Annotated in this window: 1 protein-coding gene; it reads left to right on the forward strand. The window is 56.9% G+C overall.

Annotated elements, in window-relative coordinates; all coding sequences use genetic code 11:
- Positions 1–40 precede the first annotated feature (40 nt).
- On the forward strand, positions 41–874 hold an 834-nt coding region (locus ACT3XD_RS19645; protein ID WP_444280704.1), incomplete at its 3' end, for an IS1380 family transposase.

The following is an 874-nucleotide window of genomic DNA, read 5'->3' on the forward strand; positions in this document are numbered from 1 at the left end:
GGCCTTACACCAAAAACCAACACCAACAGCCGCTTCCAAAATGGTACCTGAAAAGCTGACCTTCTCGCCACTCTCTCGCCGCCAAATTGAAGCCGACTTCTCCGGGGGCCACATTACGTCGGACGCCGGATTACTCCTGCTTCGTGAAGTCGATAAACAGCATCGCCTAACACGCCGCTTGGCCGCCGTGCTTCATGATCCCCGCTCACCGGAACAGGTTCGTCATAAGCTCGACACGTTGGTTCGTCAGCGGGTGTTCGGTGTCGCCGCTGGCTATGAAGATTTCAACGACCATGAGGCCCTGCGCTATGATCAGGCCCTTCAGACAGCGCTCGGTGAAGAGGATACGCTGGCAGGCAAGTCGACGCTGTGCCGGGTGGAGCAGAACGCCGATCGGCAAGCAATAGTGAAGGCCCATGAGTTGCTGTGGCATCACTTCATTGAACAGCATGACGAACCACCCAAGGAGATCGTGCTGGACTTTGATGGCACCGACATCCCCGTGCATGGCGAGCAACCCGGCAAGTTCTTTAACCGTTATTACGATCACCACTGCTACTTCCCACTGTATGTCTTCTGTGGGCGCCACTTACTGGTGAGCTATCTGCGCACCAGTGACCGCAGCGACAGCCGCCATAGCTGGGCGATCCTCGCCTTACTGGTACGCTTTATCCGTCAATACTGGCCCGATACGCGCATCGTGTTACGAGGTGATAGCCACTTTTGTCGTCCCCGGATGCTGAACTGGTGTGATCGGCATCACGTCGACTACATCGTGGGAATCGCAAAGAACAGCCGGCTGCTCAAGGAAGTGGACGTCCCCATGATGCTGGTGCGCAAGACCCAATGGCAGGTGGGAGGGAAAGTAGCGGGG

The sequence above is a fragment of the Halomonas sp. AOP7-B1-5 genome (assembly GCF_052353045.1).
GTDB classification, from domain to species: Bacteria; Pseudomonadota; Gammaproteobacteria; order Pseudomonadales; family Halomonadaceae; genus Vreelandella; species Vreelandella colorata.